This window comes from Paenibacillus polymyxa M1 (genome assembly GCF_000237325.1).
GTDB classification, from domain to species: Bacteria; Bacillota; Bacilli; order Paenibacillales; family Paenibacillaceae; genus Paenibacillus; species Paenibacillus polymyxa_C.
The window spans coordinates 635685-655785 of record NC_017542.1 but is presented as its reverse complement, the minus strand read 5'-3'; the positions used below and the strand labels follow the sequence as shown (position 1 = coordinate 655785).

The 20101-nt window shown below is 46.9% G+C and carries 19 protein-coding genes; 5 read left to right on the top strand and 14 right to left on the bottom strand.

All coding sequences use genetic code 11. The annotated features are described in order from the left end of the window. Positions 1-53: 53 nt before the first annotated feature. Together PPM_RS02910 and PPM_RS02905 are read right to left on the bottom strand one after the other, a co-directional pair. The gene (locus tag PPM_RS02910) at positions 54-890 is read right to left on the bottom strand and encodes a carbohydrate ABC transporter permease (RefSeq protein ID WP_013369186.1); all 837 of its coding nucleotides are present in this window, start codon (positions 888-890) and stop codon (positions 54-56) included. After that, positions 891-1772 carry a carbohydrate ABC transporter permease gene (locus PPM_RS02905; protein ID WP_013369185.1) on the bottom strand — a complete coding sequence of 294 codons (882 nt, stop codon included), beginning with the start codon at positions 1770-1772 and terminating at the stop codon, positions 891-893. 207 nt (positions 1773-1979) lie between these two features. Between PPM_RS02905 and PPM_RS02900 the strand changes: the two genes are divergently transcribed. Then, complete coding sequence (locus PPM_RS02900) at positions 1980-3794, top strand: sensor histidine kinase (RefSeq protein WP_013369184.1); 1815 nt, start codon at positions 1980-1982, stop codon at positions 3792-3794. Between the two features lie 7 nt (positions 3795-3801). Continuing rightward, positions 3802-5454 carry a response regulator gene (locus PPM_RS02895; RefSeq protein WP_013369183.1) on the top strand — a complete coding sequence of 551 codons (1653 nt, stop codon included), beginning with the start codon at positions 3802-3804 and terminating at the stop codon, positions 5452-5454. On the opposite strand, the gene PPM_RS02890 is transcribed toward PPM_RS02895, so the two are convergent. From PPM_RS02890 to PPM_RS02880, 3 genes are all read right to left on the bottom strand, one after another. Continuing rightward, positions 5384-5971, bottom strand: a complete 588-nt coding sequence (locus tag PPM_RS02890; protein WP_013369182.1) for a GNAT family N-acetyltransferase — start codon at positions 5969-5971, stop codon at positions 5384-5386. The two genes, PPM_RS02895 and PPM_RS02890, sit on opposite strands and share 71 nt — an antisense overlap. 109 nt (positions 5972-6080) lie before the next feature. Next, positions 6081-7205 carry an NADH-dependent flavin oxidoreductase gene (locus tag PPM_RS02885; protein WP_013369181.1) on the bottom strand — a complete coding sequence of 375 codons (1125 nt, stop codon included), beginning with the start codon at positions 7203-7205 and terminating at the stop codon, positions 6081-6083. 255 nt (positions 7206-7460) lie between these two features. Further along, the gene (locus tag PPM_RS02880; protein ID WP_013369180.1) at positions 7461-8411 is read right to left on the bottom strand and encodes a bile acid:sodium symporter family protein; all 951 of its coding nucleotides are present in this window, start codon (positions 8409-8411) and stop codon (positions 7461-7463) included. Positions 8412-8707: 296 nt separating this feature from the next. Here PPM_RS02880 and PPM_RS02875 point away from each other — a divergent pair, with 296 nt between their 5' ends. Beyond that, positions 8708-9463: a tryptophan-rich sensory protein gene (locus PPM_RS02875; protein ID WP_013369179.1), complete on the top strand. Its 756-nt coding sequence runs from the start codon at positions 8708-8710 to the stop codon at positions 9461-9463. A 93-nt stretch (positions 9464-9556) separates the two neighbouring features. On the opposite strand, the gene PPM_RS02870 is transcribed toward PPM_RS02875, so the two are convergent. After that, positions 9557-10621 (bottom strand): undecaprenyldiphospho-muramoylpentapeptide beta-N-acetylglucosaminyltransferase, encoded by a 1065-nt coding sequence (locus PPM_RS02870; protein WP_014599432.1) that lies wholly within the window; start codon positions 10619-10621, stop codon positions 9557-9559. 125 nt (positions 10622-10746) lie between these two features. Then, positions 10747-11127 (bottom strand): RidA family protein, encoded by a 381-nt coding sequence (locus tag PPM_RS02865; RefSeq protein WP_013308546.1) that lies wholly within the window; start codon positions 11125-11127, stop codon positions 10747-10749. 272 nt (positions 11128-11399) lie between these two features. On the opposite strand from PPM_RS02865, the gene PPM_RS02860 reads away from it, so the two are divergent. Together PPM_RS02860 and PPM_RS02855 are read left to right on the top strand one after the other, a co-directional pair. Then, complete coding sequence (locus tag PPM_RS02860; protein WP_014599431.1) at positions 11400-11927, top strand: RNA polymerase sigma factor; 528 nt, start codon at positions 11400-11402, stop codon at positions 11925-11927. Continuing rightward, the gene (locus PPM_RS02855; RefSeq protein ID WP_013369175.1) at positions 11924-13189 is read left to right on the top strand and encodes a DUF4179 domain-containing protein; all 1266 of its coding nucleotides are present in this window, start codon (positions 11924-11926) and stop codon (positions 13187-13189) included. Before PPM_RS02860 ends, PPM_RS02855 begins: the two co-directional genes overlap by 4 nt. Before the next feature lie 78 nt (positions 13190-13267). Here the strand turns inward: PPM_RS02855 and PPM_RS02850 are convergent, their stop codons facing one another. The 7 genes from PPM_RS02850 to PPM_RS30370 all read right to left on the bottom strand — a co-directional run bounded on the left by PPM_RS02850 (position 13268) and on the right by PPM_RS30370 (position 20006). Then, the gene (locus PPM_RS02850) at positions 13268-13987 is read right to left on the bottom strand and encodes an NAD(P)H-binding protein (RefSeq protein ID WP_013369174.1); all 720 of its coding nucleotides are present in this window, start codon (positions 13985-13987) and stop codon (positions 13268-13270) included. Between the two features lie 37 nt (positions 13988-14024). Beyond that, positions 14025-15470, bottom strand: a complete 1446-nt coding sequence (locus tag PPM_RS02845; protein ID WP_013369173.1) for a sensor histidine kinase — start codon at positions 15468-15470, stop codon at positions 14025-14027. 174 nt (positions 15471-15644) lie between these two features. Beyond that, entirely contained in the window at positions 15645-17147 is a 1503-nt protein-coding gene (locus PPM_RS02840; protein WP_025676220.1) for an HD-GYP domain-containing protein, read from the bottom strand. Positions 17148-17268: 121 nt separating this feature from the next. Next, on the bottom strand, positions 17269-18147 hold the full coding sequence (locus PPM_RS02835; protein ID WP_013369171.1) for a (Fe-S)-binding protein: 879 nt from the start codon (positions 18145-18147) through the stop codon (positions 17269-17271). Between the two features lie 153 nt (positions 18148-18300). Further along, entirely contained in the window at positions 18301-18756 is a 456-nt protein-coding gene (locus tag PPM_RS02830) for a MarR family winged helix-turn-helix transcriptional regulator (RefSeq protein ID WP_014599429.1), read from the bottom strand. 719 nt (positions 18757-19475) lie between these two features. Then, entirely contained in the window at positions 19476-19784 is a 309-nt protein-coding gene (locus tag PPM_RS02825; RefSeq protein WP_013369168.1) for a hypothetical protein, read from the bottom strand. Between the two features lie 99 nt (positions 19785-19883). After that, positions 19884-20006 (bottom strand): hypothetical protein, encoded by a 123-nt coding sequence (locus PPM_RS30370; protein WP_013369167.1) that lies wholly within the window; start codon positions 20004-20006, stop codon positions 19884-19886. Between the last annotated feature and the right edge of the window lie 95 nt (positions 20007-20101).

Genomic DNA, 20101 nt, shown 5'->3' with positions numbered 1-20101 from the left:
TTCTCCGTTTGCGGAGTGGCACACCGTGCACATGTTTTCAGTACATCCCACACTCAGCCTTTGACCGAGCCTGCCATGATACCTTGTATAATATATTTTTGCATGGCTAGAAAGAACGCGATGACCGGCAAAATACCCAGCACCAGAGCTGGCAAAGCCAAATCCCACTGCTTCGTGTATTGTCCGAAAAAGGCATAGGTTGCAATCGGAATGGTGCGCAATTCAGCCTTTTGCAGTACCAGAGAAGGCAGTAGATAGTCATTCCAGATCCAGAGTGTATTCAAAATAATAACCGTTACCATCATGGGCAGCATCAACGGATATACAATCCGGAAAAACACCCCGTAAGGCGTGCAACCGTCCACTGTAGCTGCTTCTTCCACCTCAACAGGCACACCTTTGACGAATCCGTGAAAGAGAAAGATGGACATAGGAGCCCCGAATCCCAGATAACAGATTACCAGACCACTAATACTGTTCATTAAATCCAGCGTACTTACAACCTTGACCAAAGGAATCATCACCGATTGGAAAGGAATGACCATCGCAGCCACGAACAGGCTGAACAGTACCCGATTGTAACGTGTTGGACGCCGAACCATTCGATAGGCAGCCATTGAGCTGATCAGTACGAGCAGTAGATTGCTGACCACCGTAACCACGAGTGAGTTCCATAACGCTTCAGGAAAACGCGTGATGCTCCAAGCTCTAGCATAGTTGCTCCATACAAAGGTTTGTGGCCAGGCCGCAGAATCGGTGAGCAAGTCACCAAAGCTTTTGACCGAATTCACGAACAAAAAGTAAAACGGGACGAGGAATACCAATGCGACGAGGATCATCACCAACTCGGTCGCCCAGGTTCCAACGCGGTAGCGATTGTTTGTTTCCATTTACGATTCCACCTCCCGGCTTTTCGTCAGGCGTACCTGAAGGCTCGTAACGAGAGCAACAATGATAAAGAAGATAAGTGCTTTAGCCGTTCCCAACCCATAACGATTATTGACAAACGCTTCATTGTATATATTGAGTGCCACTGACTCTGTAGAACCAAAGGGACCACCCTTCGTCAATGACAGGTTGAGATCGAACATTTTAAACGACCATGATATCGCCAGGAAGAGACATACCGTAATGGCGGGCATGATCAAAGGCAGTATAATCGACCGCAAGATTTGCATCCGACTCGCCCCATCAATCTCGGCTGCCTCCAGCATATCCCGGGGCACATTGGTAAGGGAAGAGATATAAATCACCATTAAATATCCGGCTGTTTGCCAGATAAACACGATCACAATGCCCCAGAAGGCCGTGATCTCATCTCCCAGCCAGGACAGGTTGAAGAAGGATAACCCCGTACTCTCGCCGATCGCTGCAAATCCCTTGACGAAAATAAACTGCCAGATAAAACCGAGCAACAGACCTCCGATCACATTAGGCATGAAAAAAATAGTTCGAAGCACATTTTTTGTTTTTAGCGGCTTGGTTAGAAAATACGCCAGCAGAAAACCAAAAATATTGGCAGCTACCACTCCAATCACCGTAAAACGGACGGTAAACCAGAACGCTGTCCCGAATTTGTCATCATTAAATAAAATGTGACTGAAATTATCCAGCCCGACCCACTTGGCCTGATTGGCTACCCCATTCCACTCTGTAAAAGAATAGTACATTCCTAGCATGAAAGGGATTACAATAATGATAACGAAAAATAACGTCGATGGCCCTACAAAAATCCATTGCTGGAGCCATTGCGACGACTTGGCGCGATTCAAACCGATCCCCCCTTTGTTCTCTTTGGTGTCTGGAACGCTCCTCTACGGCATCCTTGCAAGCAGTGTGGACGTTGAATCCGTATGGATATGCGATTCACATGTTCATTATGTCGAATAAGCGCTCTGGAGAACACGCAAGATCGTGAACCATTAGGGGGGAAAATATTGACCTCTGGCTTGCCTTGAATTGTGAAAGGAGCTACCTGCATGAAATTTCATAGCATTCGTTCTCGTCTAATCTGGTTTCTACTCATTGCGGTTACTCTTCCGTTGCTGCTTTCAATGACCATGACCTTCATCCTCACCAAGCAATCCTTACGGGAACAGGCCACCCAGGAAAACGAACGGCTTATTTTTCAGGGAATTACGAATCTGGATAACTATTTACAGGGATTAAATCGTGCATCGATCGGAGTCTATAATGACCCTCATTTTCTGCGCAACCTGGCTAAAATTCCGGATGATTACCGGGCCGTTGCCGAGATTTACACCACGCTGCAAACGATGATGAATGCTTCCTCAGGCATTGACCAGGTGTACTTGCATTCGTTTGAGGCTGGGCAATCTACACTGATTACCAGCACGGTCCCTCTACGGGAGTTCCGGCTGGAGCCCTTCACCGGTTCTATTCATTACGGCCCTTCTGGGCTGTTCATGCAACCCTCGCACATAAAGCATTTGTACGGCTTTTCAGCAGTTTCCTATGCTGAGCAGAATACAAAGCGGCAGGTATTTACACTCCACCGGGCGATTCGGAACATTCCGTCTTCAGAAACGCTTGGGGTACTGGCTATAGATGTGGATCTGGAGCCGCTGCGCAGTATTTGCCGTCAGTTGTATGATGCAGATACAGAGGAGCTATTTTTAATTGATCGGAACGGAACGATCGTATATAGCGGAAAAGAATCATTCATTGGAACACACTGGAAGGAATCTGGCCTACTCAAGCGAATTTCTAAAGAAGACGAGCACGGTGTAATTGAAGATGATACAGCCCTGCACGTATATGGCAAACTGGATGCCAATCTGTCAGGCTGGACGCTCGTCAAGAAAATCCCTCATCGGACGCTTTATTTGCGGGCTACCCAACTGACCCAGATCAATGCGGTCATTACAGGCGCAGCGTTGCTGCTCGTTATTGTTGCCACGTTATGGATTTCAATAAAAATTACGGAACCTATTAAACGGCTGACTCGCTACATAAACCAGATTCAGTCCGGTCAGCTGGATGTAGACATCCGGGCCATGAGCAACGATGAGATTGGAGTGCTGTCGCGTCGTTTCAGACAGATGATGGATACCATCAATAACCTCATTTTGCGGGAATACAAGCTGGAACTGGCTAACAAGACACACCAATTGAAAGCGCTTCAGGCACAGATTAATCCTCATTTTTTATATAATACGCTACAGTCTATTGGAACACTGGCTCTACAGCATGAGGTGCCGCGAATCTATTCTCTGCTTTCTTCCCTTGCCAAAATGCTGCGCTACAATATGCGGGATCACACAGTTGTAACACTCAAGGAAGAAGCTGAGCATGTAAAACAATATCTTGATTTGCAAAAAGAACGCTTCGGTGAGCAATTAGAGGTCACCTATCAGTGGGATGATGAGGTTCTGAATGATCGGGTGCCTAAAATGATTCTCCAGCCGTTGGTGGAAAACTACTTTAAACACGGTGCCGATCCCCGGCTGGGGCCTGGTAAGATTCATATTACAGCCTGCCGAATCCGGGAAGGCATTGTGAGGATTGAAGTGGAAAATAACGGCGCGTCGATTCCACCAACCGAGTTGGAGCAGCTCCAGCAAATGCTGAAACGTCCGCTGAAAGCCCACGAAGAATCAGACACTAGCGAGCAGAACTCCATTGGTCTTCGTAATGTTCTATTACGTATCCAACTTCACTCGGAGGATGGTTCTAATACCCTGTGTGTAGACAATATTCTGCCTCATGGCGTTCGTTTCACACTTGAAATTCGCACCGAGCCCCATACAGAAAATCATATTAAGGGAGAGTGATCTGTCAATGAAGGTCCTGATAGTGGATGATGAAAAGCATGTACGTCACGCCATTCGGATGCTTGTACATTGGGAAGCTTACGGTGTGACCGAGGTGATTGAGGCTGAATCGGGCGATCAGGCGATTGAGGTCATTACCGCACTTTCCCCGCCCGTGGTACTCACAGATATGCGAATGCCTGGTAGAGATGGAGTAGCCTTGATGGAGTGGATTCAGGCGAATTCTCCAGCTACCAGAGTCGTGGTGGTCAGTGGCTACGATGATTTTGAGTTAGTTCGGCAGGCCATTCGCCGGGGAGGTATGGACTATATTCTTAAACCTGTAGATCCGGTAGAGATCAATGAGGCGCTCAGTAAAGCTACTCAAGCTTGGCGGACAGCGGAGCAAGACCGGAACAGGCAGACCATGCAGGCTATGGAGGTCAACCGGATGAGGCCGCACTATGCTGATAAACTCCTGACCGAGCTCATTTCCGGTACATCGCTCTCCATCACGCCTTTACGTGAGGAGCTGCGTCTCCCGCCAGCTATTCAGGTATGTAATGCGGCAGTGATGAGTACCACTCAACTGGATGCCGATATACTCGACAAATATAAAACGCGTCGCGCGCTTCTAGGCTTTTCCCTTATGAACATCTGCAACGAATTTCTGGGTACCTCTCAGACCGGAGTTGCATTCCGTCATCTGGAGCGTACGGACGAAATTATTCTGCTATATTGGGGGGAGCCGGCTCGTTGGCCAGTGCTCTTGCAGGACATTCACGCAGGGATTAGAACGGCGCTGCGATGCTACATGCACATCGGGATTGGTTCTTTCGGAACCTTTCCCGTGGGGGCAGCCACAGCCTACCAAGAAGCACGGCAAGCACTGTGGAAACGGGATGTGCTACAGGCCACCAACTGGATGCACGAGAGTTCTCCGGCCCGGCAGACCGTTCGTCTTCCCCAGTTGTCTGAAATGGAAGAAGAACTACGGCTTAGTGCGCTCAGCTGTAATGCCAGTCGCGTATCTATGGCGGTAAGTAGCTGGATGGAAGCCGTAGCCGTACTGCCTTCGGTTACAGCAGAGCAGCTAGCCGGCTGGAATCAAGAGCTGGATTGGATGCTGGCTCGCTGGCTGAATGACAGACCTGGAGATACCGAAGGCGAGGAACTGACGGATGAGTCGAACTCCATTCCTGCCTTGCCGGTCGACAATCGCGGCATGCTTTCCCTGCCTTTATGGAAAAAACAAATCGAAAATCGATTGCTGGCAGCTGGTCAGGCACTTACACCAAGCCATAGCCCCAACAATCCGACGATCCGTGATATTGCCCGCTATCTGGATGCTAACTATGACGAGGACATTTCTCTACAGGATATAGCAAGCCGCTTTTATCTTAGCCGAGAATATATTTCTCGTAAATTCAAGCAGGAGTACGGGGTTAATCTGTCCGATTATTTGTGCCAGATCAGGATGGGCAAGGCAAAGCTGTTACTGCTGAATGACAAGCTGCGGCTTCATCATATTGCCGGTATGGTCGGATATCAGGATGAGAAATACTTTGGCAAGGTGTTCAAAAAGCTTGAGGGAGTCACGCCTGGCGAATTCAGAAGGCGCCATTCTGCAAATCCTCAGCCGTCATCGCATATAACACATGATCTTCCCACACACCATTAATCTTCAAATAGTTGAGAGCCAGCCCTTCGCGGCGAAATCCCGCCTTTTCCATCACTCGATGGGAGGGCGTATTTCTTGGCATGACTCCGGCTTGAATACGGTGTAATTCCAACTCATTCAAGGCGTAGCGGACGATATCCTTCACTGCAGATGTAGCATAGCCTTGTCCGTGATATGCAGGATCTACGAAATAGCCCAGATTAGCGTTTTGAAAGGGCCCTCTAGCGACACCAGACAGCTCCATTCTGCCAATCAGCTTATTATTTTCCACCAAAAAAAGTCCAAACGTATATCCCTGTCCGGCTTGTGCCGCTTCTAAACCGTTGGAAATCAGGCGCGCCTGTTCTTCCAGCGTAAAATAAATTTCAGGTCGTTCTGGCTCGTACGGCTTGAAGAAATCAAAATTTTCACGTCTGATCTCCAATAAATGTTCAGCATCACTTACTTGTAACAATCGAATCTGTAACCCCGGATGGGTGGACCTCATCGAAATCACACCATTCGTTTCATAGAACATTATCATTACCTTCTCTCTATGTTATTCCTATATAATTGTAAATCACGGTCATGAGACAAGAAAATACCCTAGGCGCATGAACGCAGCCTAGGGTATTATTATTCAAAACTTAGTCCGTAACCGGCATCCAGCCAGGGATGGTCGTCAGTGCACCCCACAAATAGTCAGGAATGACCAGCTCCTGTTGGGCTTGCTTGGATAATGTCGTGCGAATAGTATCTTCAGTGCCGTTTTGCACCTTCTGAACCCATTGCGGCTCCATCAACAACGGACGTCCCAGTGAAACAAGCGGTACACCTGTCTCCAGTGCTGCAAGCGCCTCATCCGGAGTATTCAGTGAACCAACTCCCATGACTGGCACACGGTTCCCAACCTTCTCATGGATGAGAACCGTACGTGACCGTTCGTCACTACGGTCACGGAACGAACCGCCGAAGAAATGATTTACGGAAATGTGCAGGTAATCCAGCCCTTCATCTGCCAGGCGGTCTACAAGCACCATCGTATCATCCAGCGTGATGCCTGGCGTGTGTCCTTCCTCAGGAGACAAGCGGTATCCGAAGATGAACGGACGCTTCGCATGTTCTGCGATCACTTTCTTCACTTCGTGAACAACCGCCAGCGGAAAAGTCAACCGTTCTTCAAGGCTTCCTCCCCATTCATCCGTACGAATGTTGGAATGCGGAGAGAAGAACTGCTGAACCAGGTAACCATTCGCTCCGTGAAGCTCTACACCATCATAGCCTGCTTCAATCGCGCGGCGAGTAGCTTCGCCATAGGCACGGATGACGCGGTGGATATCGTCAGATGTCATTTCACGCGGCACAGGTGCGCCTTCTTTTTCCTCGGCTACTGCGCTTGCACTAATTGGTTGTCCGTCTGGAATTTGATCCGGCGGACACAGACGGCCACCATGATAAATTTGCAGGATCGCTTTCGCGCCCTCCTGATGAATCGTATCTGCCAGACGACGTAGGCTAGGAATCATCTCATCCTTGTCCGCACTAAACTCATTAACAAATCCTTTACCATCTGGAGTTACATACACACAAGCGGTAATAACCGCTCCCACACCACCGGAGCGCTCACGGTAGTATGCCAGTTCCTCGTCACTGACTTCGCCATTTTCGTGGGAAGCAAAGTTAGTCATAGGGGCCATCGTAATGCGGTTCTTCAATGTAACACCGGATGGCAGGGTAAAAGCTTCAAATAAAGGATTATATTTCGGATTCATTCGTTCTCTCTCCTTCAGTTTAAGTCAGAACAGATCATATAAGGCTTTTGAGCATGAAACGATTGCGAATACGAATTCGATATCATTTTTCTTCCATGACAAAGCCTATCTACCGTGCTTACTTAAATACAGTGGTTATAATAACCACAGTATAATGATCCGCCCCTACAAAGTCAAATCTATCCTTTCTGATCTCCCTTAAACTGTCCGAAAAACCCGAATTTCAGCCACTTGTCATTAGCTATTGACAGTCGCTTATTTGCCTCCGGCTATGCTATCTTTCTCCTCTCGGCGGGAAAACCAGGTCGCCAGCAACGAGCCGGAAATATTATGCCACACGCTAAAAATCGCACTCGGTACAGCAGCAATCGGATTAAAATGAGCTGCTGCCAACGCAGCGCCCAGCCCGGAATTCTGCATTCCCGTTTCCAGCGTAACGGCCTTACGTTTGGAAAGATTCATGCCAAACAGCTTGGCAAACCAATATCCGAGCAGAAAGCCGATACCGTTATGCAAAATAACCACAGCAAAAATAATCGGGCCTGTCTCCAAAATCTTGCCTTTGCTGCCTGCAACCACAATAGCCACAATGAGTACAATTGCCAATGTTGAAATGAGCGGCAGCGCCTTAACACTCGCTTCCGCCTGTTTGCGAAATAGCGACTTGACGATTACACCCAACACGATCGGGACAATAACCACGATGAGAATATCCATGATCAGCGACTTTGCATCAATATTCATCCAGCGTCCGGCAAGCAGACTAATCATCGCCGGGGTCGCCAGTGGAGCAATCAGCGTCGACACTGAAGCAATCGATACGCCAAGCGCCACGTCGCCTTTGGATAAGAGCGTCATTACGTTGGATGCAGTTCCACTCGGGCAACAGCCGACCAAAATAACACCCACCGCAATATCCGGTGGAAGCTGTAATACTAATGCCAATACAAAAGCGAGAAATGGCATGATCAGATAATGCCCGACCACTCCTATAGCCACATCCACTGGACGCCGGAATACTTCACGAAAGTCAGCTGCAGATAAAGTCAGTCCCATCCCGAACATGACAATGCCCAGAAATAGCTGTATGTATCCTTTCAACCCTGTAAACGCCGTAGGAAAGAAAAATCCCAAACATGCAAACAAAAGCACCCAGATGGAAAAGGTCCCACCTACAAATTTACCTGCTTTCTCTAATCCTCTCATTCCACTAATCCCCTTATTTCTATATAAGCTGATTTAAGTAAATTCACATCGGAAGCATCTTCCGTCTGCGTATTAGCTCCCCAATGTGAACTCTTCATTCAGCTCATATAGTGCTTAAAATTTTTACCATTGTACTACATATGAATGTATATACATACAACTTTTTATGATTATATTGGGTTCAAGAAACTTTTTCCCGTTCGGACATATTTGAAAGCAAAGTGGGTATATTCATAGTAGAAGATAGTGACCAGTCGGTCATTTTGAACATCATTCGTTGAGGAGGAGTTATTCCTATGTCACGAAGCCATCCGTATAAATGGTGGAATATTATCGCATTCATCGCTGTCGTTCTCGTTAACATTCTGGCTTCTACACTTCCTATTGGCGGAAGAAGCACTGCTGCTGTATCCAACATGTATCCTACCTTAATTACGCCAGCAGGTTACGCTTTTTCCATCTGGTCGGTCATCTACGTGCTGCTCGCCTGTTTTGCCATGTACCAAGCTACATCTACAGGGCAAGCCAAGACAAGCGTTCAGTCTATCGGTATTTTCTTTATTTTGAGCTGTCTCTTCAACATCATCTGGATTTTCCTATGGCAGTATGTATACGTAGAGCTGTGCGTGATCGTCATTATTCTATACTTGCTCTCCCTATTCGTCGTGTATACACGTACCCGTACACCGCAGCCAACTCGCGGAGAAATGTGGTTCGTCAAGCTTCCTTTCAGTCTGAATCTCGGTTGGGTATCTGTGGCTACCCTCATCAACATTGCAGTAGCACTGGAAAAGAATGAATGGAGTGGCTGGGGTCTCAGCGATACGATATGGGCGATCATCATCCTGTTTATTGGCACCGTATTGGCCATCTTGGTCAGCTTCCCTTCTCGTGACAGCATCTACCCGCTTGTATTTGTATGGGCCTATGTCGCTATCGCCATCGAGCATCCGAACAATGAAAATGTACGGCTGGCTGCATGGATTTTGTCGGCAATCATCCTGGTGTACGCGCTATGGCTATTCTTTGCCCGTAATCGAGACCGGGATTAAAGTCAACGAATATAATCTCCTAACAAGCACAAGCGAGCATGGGTCTGAATTATTTAACCCAAGCTCGCTTGCTTCGTTTTTTATTAAATATGATCAGGCATAGACTTTAATCAAATCTAAAAGCTTGCTTGCCGATTGATCAGTATTTATTTTCTCCATATTACGAATGTAATCCGACCTTTTTTCATACAAACGAAGAATTATGTCGACAAATCGTTCAGATTCCAGATCTTCTTCTTCTAAAAACTCACATAAGCCTCGTGCTTTAAATGATCTTGCATTTAGAATCTGATCTCCCCTGCTGACTGCCTTTGAAAGAGGAATCAACAGCATAGGTTTGCGCAGCGTCAAGAATTCAAAAATAGAATTTGAACCTGCCCTGGAAACAACCATATCTGCCATCGCCATTACATCCGCCAGTTCATCGTTTATGTAATCAAATTGCTGATAACCATTCGTGCGAATAGAATTATTCACTTGGTCCTTACCACAAATATGCACGATTTGAAAATGAGCGAGCAAAGCCTCTAAATTCAGCCAAACCAGCTCATTGATCTTCTTGGAACCTAAACTCCCACCCATGATCAGCATGATGGGCTTATTTCGAGTAAAACCGCAGTAGGCTAACCCTTTGGCCGCCTTCCCCTCTTTTAGTTCATCTCTCACAACAGCACCAATATACCGGGTATTCTTTGACCGAAAATATTCAGTTGTTTCAGGAAAAGTAGTACAAATTTCGGTAGCAAACATGCTGGAAATCTTATTCGCTAATCCAGGGGTAAGATCGGATTCGTGGATGATGACGGGGACTCTGTTCAACCACCCAGCCAATACCACAGGAACGGAAACAAACCCGCCTTTTGAAAAAATAATATCCGGTTTTTCTTTCTTTATAATCCGGTATGCTTGAGAAATCCCCTTTAACACTTTAAACGGGTCCTTAACATTATTCCAGTCAAAATATCTACGTAGTTTCCCAGTTGCGACACTAAAATAACACACATCTTCTAGCCCCGAGATCAAATTCCTTTCAATCCCTTGTTCTGAGCCTATGTATTGGACACTCCAATGTTGTTCCAGTAAGTGAGGAATCAAAGCTAGGTTTACTGCTACATGTCCTGAAGAGCCTCCACCAGTGAACATTATTTTTTTATTCATCATCTCCACCTCCACTTTGTATACAAAAGAACAACACATATTACATTCAAAACAACCGGATGCCACTATAGTAGTGACACCCGGTTGTCATGCAAACTATATATTTTATGAACAAACCTTGCCAACTATTCGCCCTTCAGTGCAATGACTTCAATCTCCACCAGTGCATCCTTAGGCAGACGAGCTACCTCGACCGCACTGCGCGCTGGATACGGTTGCTCAAAGAAAGAACTGTACACCTCATTGACGCTGACAAAATCGTTCATGTCCTTCAGGAATACAGTCGCTTTCACAACCTGGTTCATGTTGCTGCCTGCTGCTTCCAGAATAGCTTGTACATTGCTCAAGGACAGGCGAGCCTGCTCCTGTACATCCTTGCCAAACTCACCTGTTGCCGGATTCAGCCCAAGCTGTCCTGAGGTGTAAATAAACCCGCCTGCCTCTACCGCTTGACTATAGGGTCCGATCGCACCGGGTGCTTTTTCAGTAGCAATTGTTTTTTTCATAAGGGTTGGATTCTCCTTCCTGATACTGGTTCACCGTATTATAGCATGTGAAGTCCAAAGCCACTATTCCGTGCGACGGTTTGACACGTTGGGTTTCTTTAAAGACACCCTGTTGCAATGGTGCTACATTTTTTTATTTCCGCTGTAACCTTTAACGCCCATGTAACATCTAATTCCTGTAACCTGCTACACAATAGATTGTACAAAATCAAATACAGGTACAAGTACAATGATTATAGCTAGTAGTATAGACGGGAAAGGAGTACCATCCTTTGAATCTCGAAACAATTTTACACCAAGCAAGGAATGGGGACCGCAAGGCGTTCGTCGCCTTGATGAAACATATGGAATCCGATATGTATGGCATGGCGCGTTCCATTCTTCGCAGCAATGAGGATTGCGCGGACGCAATGCAAGAAGCGATGCTCAAAGCATACAAGTCTCTGGGTGAGCTACGTGAACCTCGCTATTTTAAAACATGGCTGCTTCGTATTCTCATTAATGAATGCCATCTCATTATCCGCAAGCAAAAACGGGTTGTACCCGTCGCGGAATTTATAAAGGAACCGTCCACCTCGGGCGGATACGAAAAAATCGAACTGCGCGAGGCCATCGACCATTTGGAGGAATCCATGCGAACCGTGATTTCCCTTCACTATTTGCGCGATATGCCGATCAGGGAAATATCAGAGTTGCTGGATCTATCAGAGGGTGCCGTCAAAACACGATTGCACCGTGCTCGCAGAACATTAATGGACCTGCTACAAAATCGCGGAGAAAGGAAGGTGACCTTTCAATGAATCCTTCAGGGTTTGAAAACCAGGATCAAGAGCTGGATGAGAAATTACAATTGGAAAAGGAAAACTTGGAAGCAAAAATGGTAGTAATCCCTGATTTGGTAAGGCAACGCCTAGATGCATTTTATGCACAAATGGAATCGGATCCGGAACTGCTACCCAACCGCCCATCCTCCCATCTTTCCGTTAAAAGGTTTTTTCGGGGAACTGCAATTACCGCTGCTTCTGCAGCGCTCATTGGCGTTATGATCATTGGCAGCGCCTTTGTTTCGCCTACAATGGCGGAGTCATTGAAACAGGTCCCCCTTGTTGATAGTGTGTTCAAGCTAGCTGGGGATCTTGGGCTGCAAACCGCTGACCAGAAAGGGTTGGCCACTTCCGTAAACCTTAGTGTTACCCATAGCGGTATTACATTGAAGGTACCTCAAATCATATTTGACGGGACACGCTTGGTCGTGGCGTTGGAAAAGAGTGGTGGGGATTCACCACATGAACCCCTGTATCCAACTACCAATACGCAAGGACAGGAAGAGGATATGGTGGAGAAAATAGACCTGTTCATCAATGGGACGTCGGTCAACAGCAACAGTAGCGCCTTCAATCACATGTATGGTCGTCCGGGCAAAGACAATAATTCTATGCTGATTGCGTATATGCGTGACCCTGCCAGTGGTAAATCCGCCTTACCAGATCAGTTTGAGCTAGAGGTATATGCAAAGTTAAAAGGTGTACCCGAGCCGTTCCGCATACAAACCACGGTTCACAAAACTAAAATAAATAACAAGATACTTCAGCCGCAAATGAGCAAATCTAATCCGTATCTTGCATTTACGGTAGAAAAGTTAGAAATTACCCCCATCACAACCAAGATCACAACGTCATTCAAAATGCTGACCGATATTGCACATATGCCAGATGAGTACACTGTAGAGCGTGAGCACAATAACATGAAGAACGGACACACGATCCAGTACACCAAAAGGGAATTAGATATACTCGATTATGCTGTATTCGACGAGCAGGGAAGAGAACTTCAATTGCTGAGCGGTTCTGGAGTTCCCCATACCCAAGAACGTGACAGCAAAATGATCACACTGTTTACTCCTTTTGTGGACACTCCCCAGAAGATCATCTTCAAGCCGTATATCTTGCCAACCCAACCAGGAGGTAGTGCCCTACTCGATGCTAATGGCAACTGGCCACGCCATTACATGGATGAATTAGAGATTACGATCGATGTGCCGCCAAATACAAACCACCCATAAAACACGAATAACGCCGCTGCTACCCGAGTCATTGGGCAACAGCGGCGTTATTGTCATTTTCTAATCCTAAGCATGGTTTTATACATTGTCATCAGGAGTCGTTCCTGTACCAGGTTCCTCATCATCGGAGGTTAGTTCCGCACCGATGACCCGAATGATGTCGTTCGGGTAAATATGTACGCCGCTCGCCTGCGCGAGAGCAATTCGGACCATAGCTCGTGCGATGAACGAAGCGGGGATAGCGCGGTAGGAAGCGAGCCTGCCTGTCATCAGGCCGTCTAGCGCCTTCATGACAACCGTGGCGGCGGCTTCACCAAAACGCCGTTCAGGCCTCGCTCCCAAAATGAGCGATGGACGGAACAAATGCAGTGCAGGCAGCCCGATCGCGGCAAGCGCCTCTTCAGCTTCACCCTTGGTACGGTTATAAAACACACGTGAATCCGGATCAGCGCCCATTGCAGAAACCGCAAGCATTTGTACCGCTCCAGCTTCTTTGCCCAACTGGGCTGTCAGAACGGGGTAGTCCAGATCCACCTGTCGAAATCGCTCCTTGGAGCCTGCCTTTTTCATCGTTGTCCCAAGGCAGCAAAACACATCATCCACCCCTTCGAGGGCGAAGGCCGACTTCTGTGGTTGTTTCCAGTCGATTAACGCCTGCTCCAGCTTGGGATGCTTGATGTCCAATGGACGCCTGCCCATAACCATGACGCGGGTGTATTCTTTTTGCACCAGCAGCTCACGTACAACATAACCCCCGACAAGCCCTGTGCCACCCACAACGACCGCTTTACGTTCCATATATACCTCCTAACGCTCCTTGTTCCCATGATTGCGATCAGGTTAATTTAAACGGCTGTTCGTCCGCCTCCTTGCTGTCGGACGGACACATAGGCAGGTACAGGGAAAAAGTACTTCCCTTGCCCTCTTCACTCTCCAGACGGATAAACCCGCCTAACAAGCGGGAAAAATCACGGCTGATGGACAACCCCAGCCCGGTTCCACCATATTTACGATTAATCGAACCGTTCGCCTGCTGGAATGCCTCAAAAATAACATGCTGCTGAAGCTTGGATATACCGATGCCTGTATCTTTTACAGCAAATACAACCCAATCTCCCTCCTGGCCTTTTCGATCTAAATGCTGTGTGCTGATTTCCAGCAATACACGTCCTTTATGAGTAAACTTAAAGGCATTGGACAATAGATTGCGTAAAATTTGCTGTACTCGTTTGGAATCGGATCGGATTTCATCCGGTATATGTTCATGCACTTTCAAGTTGAATTCCAGGTTTTTATCCTTCGCTGTGACTTCAAAATGCATCATCATCCCCTGCGCAATCTCACGCACACTGACTGGCTCACTTACGATTTCCATGTGCCCAGCCTCGACCTTGGATAAGTCCAGAATGTCATTGATCAGTTGGAGCAAATCATGCCCCGAGGCATAGATTAGATCACTGTACTGGTATAGCTCGTCCTCATCCAGCTCTTTTCCCTGCTCGTTGATAATCTGTGCCAGGTTAATAATACTATTAAGTGGTGTACGTAACTCATGCGACATCGTTGCCATAAAATCCGATTTATACTGGGAAGCCATCATGAGCTGCTTGGCGCGTTCCTCTAAAATAACCTTTGCCTTCTGCAACTTATCACGCTGCTCTGACAATAACTCATTCGCCTGTTGAATCTGATAGTTTCGCTGCTGCTCCATCTGAAAATCACGTAATATCAGTGCAAATAAAAAGCTGAGGATCACGCCGATAGGCAGTGTAAGAGGAACAACCTCTGCTACATAATAGCGCCAGGGAATGACGCCCAGGAAAGCAATATTTAACGTATTTACAATATTAACCGCTAAAATGGTTACGGATGCCTTAATAATCAAGCGCCAGGTGGAGCGGCGCATCCAGTAGTTCAAACCGGCACACAATACACCCAAAATGCTCATATTCAGAAAGCCGACCCACGCCGCCATATTCAGACCGAAAGTAAATCTTGTAAGACCGATCGCTACCCCAATAATAATCAGCGTGTAGGAACGGGGATATACCAACGCTGCGATAATTAGCGGAACAAAACGCAGATCAAAAATAACGGTTTCATTGAAGTTAAAACCAAAGCAAGAGCTGACCCATCCGCCAAATACCACCAGCAACACCGAACTGACATATTTGAACCGCGTAGACGTACGACTCAAACCATATTTATAAATCACGTTCGCCACATAGGCAACAGCAATCAGCATCCCCAAATTCATTAGAAACATCATTGAAAATTGCATGGATTCACACTCCCATTGCGCGAGAAATTGGATGCCAGGCCTATGCTAGCCGATTTTGCCTTACTCGTACATCATAACATGAAGCCCCATCTTTCGACATATCCAAAGAGGCTTGCGTGTATGTATAAAAAAAGCGAACCGCAACGGCTCGCTCTAGTGGGAGTATCTATAGTGTCAGCTTAGAATGCCTTTGTTCCGGCGCCACTCCTTGACAAATAATTCGGCAAAGTAAGGGTCCCACTGGGTTCCTTTACCCTCTTCCAATATCATAACCGCCTTCTCTTCCTTCATCCCTTTCCGATAAGGGCGATCCGACGTCATCGCATCATAGGCATCTGCTACGGCTATGATTCGCCCAAATAGAGGAATATCTTCCCCGGAGAGCTGATCAGGGTATCCCTTGCCATCGTAACGCTCATGATGCGAGCGCACCCCAGGCAGATAAGGGGCCATAGCATAAGCCGGCTCCACTTGCCGAAGAATACTCTCCCCCATAACCGGATGCATTTTAATCTGGTCAAACTCCTCGTCCGTCAGCTTGCCATCCTTAAACAGCACAGCGTCAGCCACACCGATTTTACCGATATCATGCAGCAAGGCTGTTTTACGCAGCAAGTCAAGGTCCGTCTCGCTCAAACCGCCCTTTCGCCCAATGAGTACAGAGTATTCAGCCACGCGCAACGAATGTCCTGCGGTATAGGCATCCCGCGCATCCAGCGCTGCAGCCAAAGTGGCAAAATAACTGTCTAATAGCTGACCGTTCTTTTCCTCTCGTTCCTTCAGGCCCTCGATCATCATGTTAAATCCTTCGACCAGCTCCGCAAATTCGTCTGAATACAAGTCACTGGCGTTACTGTTCAGGCGGCCTTCCTTCACTTCATTCATTTTTTCCAACAAGTGATGGATGGGCTGTTCAATTTCACGGGTCAGCAATCTGCCCCCCAGATAAGCAAAAGCTACACCAAATATTAAAATCGTACCCGCCCATGCCCAATAGGAGCCGGAATCCGTCGCTTCCAAACGTTCCAGCCGAATCTGTGTAGCTAAACAAAACAGAAACAGAGGAAAAGCACCAATTAACGTTGCACTTAACTGAAATTTATGCCGCAGTGATAGCAGAACTCGACCTCGCAGGGACAAGCTCAATCCATATTGCTGGTAGGTCCGATCCCGAATTTCCTCCAGTAGCGGTTTGATTGCTCTCATGGTCAGAAAAAATTCAACCAGTGCATGCATGGAAGCGACCAGACAAGCTCCTATACAGGCGATTCCTACATAATAAAAGGGAAAGGTAAGTTGTCCAGTATGTATCATCCATAATGCAATAACGGCTGCCGGGATAGAGAAGCCTAACAAATGCGGCCCAACAATACGCAAAACTGACAAATTAGGCAGATGGTGAACCCGAATGTACACCGCTTCTACATCCTTGAGCGTCTCCTGGTTTCCTTGAAAAAAACGATGAACAGGTCTTAAATGCATTCGAAACACTATGGTTTCACAAACAATCATAATGACGCTGGAAAATGCAACAATTTTGACAAGACCCAGAAGCTCATAGTGGGCTACATTTAACGTGGAAAATACAAAAATCATACATACCAGTAGTACAGCAATAAATGAACCTATAATATAGTTCAGGATAACATGCTGAATAAAGCGCTTATAGATCGGCAAAATGCTACCCCTCTTTTCATCCGTACGCTCATAAGATATCTTTGTATTCAATATCGGAGTCCAGCCGTCAAAAGTTAACCTTCTTGCTTGAGCAATTTGCATAGATCTTAGGAAAATAACACTAGCGAGCGGTCCGCATCGGATTGCGGCTTTCGCAGGGCACCTTGGTCTGGCAAAGTCCGCAGCCGGCACCCGATTTAGCCTCACCGCCGTTTAACACGGCCCACTTTCGGGATTCCTCACCATACACAAATTTCATGCAGGCGATTTTGTCATGACCACCTTCCTTGCTGATAGCCTGCACAGGGCAGCGAGTAATGCACACACCGCAAATGCCTTTGCTGCACAGCAGGCAGTTTCCGGTATGGCTCAGGTTCGAGGACACTCTGACATCAGGCGGCACCTGCAGATCCGTTACTACAGACAGCAGACGGATGGCAATTCCTTTCTCGGTGATAAAGCCATCGTTGATACTGAAGGTGCCAAGACCGGCTGCATACGCGATATGCCGTTCCGACCAGTTAGAGACCGGACCCCCTACGGCACCGTGGATGCTGTACCAATCCGTATCCAGCGGCGCCACAGCTCGGTAACCAAGCCCGATCAGATATCCCGCCAAATGCTGCCTTGCCGAACGCACAAAATATTCATCGCCAAAGGTCCGTAGCAGCGCCCACTCTCTGGAGGCTCTTGCTTTTTGCGCACGATTGGCCTTGCGGATCGTCTCACTGATCGGCAGCACAACACTGACAACGGTGCCTCCACCAAAACTTCCTGTGCCGAAGGTCCGTTCGAAGGCTTCCTGCGGCGTAGCATGGTCGGAGCCCACCACTGTTTTATACTGCTCAAACAAAGGATCATTGGCCTCTGCAAATTGAATAATCGGTTCCTCGTAGTACGGGCTCTGTAATTCTTCGCAGAAATTGCCCTTGTCTTCACTCACATAGGCTTTCATCTCGGCTGCGATAAGTTCTTTCATGTCCGGTACGGGCGTTACCATCCTGTCCACATCCCTCTTCTTAAGTTATTGTGAATTCTCTCGACTTCCTGGCGGATACCTGTTGACCGATGAATGGCTGCGTTACACATCCGAACCCTTTTCGTGTATATACACGAATGAGTCGGCATACCTCCCTTATTAGGCAAAAGCTAATCACAGTCGCAATTTTTCAATTTTAGATAACAGTGTGGTCAATATCTGCAAATCGGCACTTCCCAGTGACTCCTGTAAAAATAACTGCGCCTCCTCCCAGAGCTCTGCTGCATCGTTATATAGTGCTTTTCCACTCTCCGTCAGGGTAAGGCAGCGGTTCCGGCTTCCCTCGGCGGATGTATCCTCCACATACCCGCTTTGTTCCAGTGCCTTCAAATTGCGCACAAGCGTGGTTCGGTCGAGTCGCATCTCCAATGCTAATTCGCTTACACTTACCGGTCCCAGTACCGTTAAATGCTTGAGCAGCGAAAACTGGCTGATATTGAGTCCACTTGGAGCCAGATACTGGTCATACAGCCCTGTTACAGCCATCGAGGCACGACGCAGATTAATGCATGTGCAGACTGAGGGCGAGTTATTCTGTGATGTTTTTTTGTCTTTCCTTGAGGCAGTCATAGTTCTTAATTTCCTTCCATCTTTTCGTGTAACTACACTATTTCAAAATTCGGGTGCTTTGTCAGAGCAATTTATCACAGTCTCCATTCTCTGCAAATGCAAATGAGTCTAATTCATTGCAAAAAGTGCATTATTTCCAGTCTACAATCAAAAAAAACCATAAATACCTTGCGTTTTAGAATTAAGCTTGTTATACTAATAAAGTATGTATTAACCCCATAGGATTCCACGCAAGAAGCTATACTCCTAATACCGCATGGAGCTTCTCCAAATTTTATGTATAACCCTAATGTAGAATTTTGAGCTTTTGCCGAAGATTTTCACATTCACACTGGCGCGGTCATCGGAGCCGCAAGGACGAAAGAGAGGTAGGGCTTTTGTCGTTTGGAAAATGAACAGAGGAATCAGACTACCCCTTATGAACATGCTGACCATATAATACAAGGTAGCAGGGGTTAAATATATATTATGCCGTCAAACGATGAAGTTTGAGCAGGCCGTGCAGTATACGCAAGCTGCACACATCCTCCGGATGATCCCCGGGGGATTTTTTATATACGGAAAACGTATCTATGAACAAAAAAGTGACCCTGCCGATACATCGACAGGGCCTATAGCTTGATCAAAAAGGGGTTAATAGGGTCATTATAGTCTTGCTTTCTTAAAACTAAATGATATGCACCTTAAAAACTCATTAATTTTCCAGCTATATATCGCTGCTAATAATTCGTCCAATATTCCGTACTACCAGACTGTATCGTTTGGGTAGTAGGGCGTCCAGCTTCCACTTGGGCAGGCTTGTAGGTGGAAGGACGCTCCCATCCTTCCAGTAACACAATATGCTGGGTACCTGTGTTATTTTCCCATGTGATATAGCGCTCTTGTTCCATATGCCGCAATGCGGCTGTAATTTCAGAATCTCGCCTACCCGTTTTTGCTGACAATTCAGCCATTGTAGGCATGTGGCGATGCTGGGCAAAATAATTATACAAAATACGCAATAGCTTCCGTTCCAAATCCGGCAACATCATTATCCCTCCTGTAAAGAACATATGTTCTCATTATAACATATAAAAATGCACCCTCCTACTGGAAGATGCATACGGGCTTGTATGCCCATGCTGAATTTAGTTTTTTTCCTTCTCCTGACGACCGATAGAGCGCAACCACCAAGAGATTCCTCCAACACTTCCAAGTGCCAGAACCGTCAAGAAAACAATATAAAACAAATGAAATGCACGATCACTCATGGCAATCGCCTCCTCACTTTATGTATACACTTTCCAGCTAATCCTGTAAACCTCTTTTTGATCCCACAATCACATTTTCGCCAAACATTTGACAA